We start from the raw sequence: 231 nt of genomic DNA, 5'->3' as shown, positions 1-231 counted from the left end.
ACTGAAGCACTCTCTGAAGCGGATTCAGAATTTGATACAGATTGTGATTCTGAAACAGACGCACTCTCTGAGGCTGACTCACTTTGTGAGACGCTTGTCTTCAAGGACTCACTCAAGGAACTTGAAACACTTGCTGATTTCTCAACACTCAATGACGCACTCTCTGAAGCGGACTCACTTTGTGAGACGCTTGTCTTCAAGGATTCACTCAAAGAACTTGAAACGCTCTCC

General features: G+C 45.0%; 1 pseudogene. It reads right to left on the bottom strand.

What is annotated here, in order from left to right:
- Nucleotides 1–231, bottom strand: a pseudogene (locus tag AX662_RS10690) (LPXTG cell wall anchor domain-containing protein); the annotation flags it as partial.

Origin of the sequence: Streptococcus sp. CCH5-D3, from assembly GCF_001556435.1 — a bacterium.
Lineage (GTDB): Bacteria > Bacillota > Bacilli > Lactobacillales > Streptococcaceae > Streptococcus.
The sequence above is the reverse complement of the archived record's forward strand: the minus strand, read 5'-3'. Positions and strand labels throughout refer to the sequence as shown.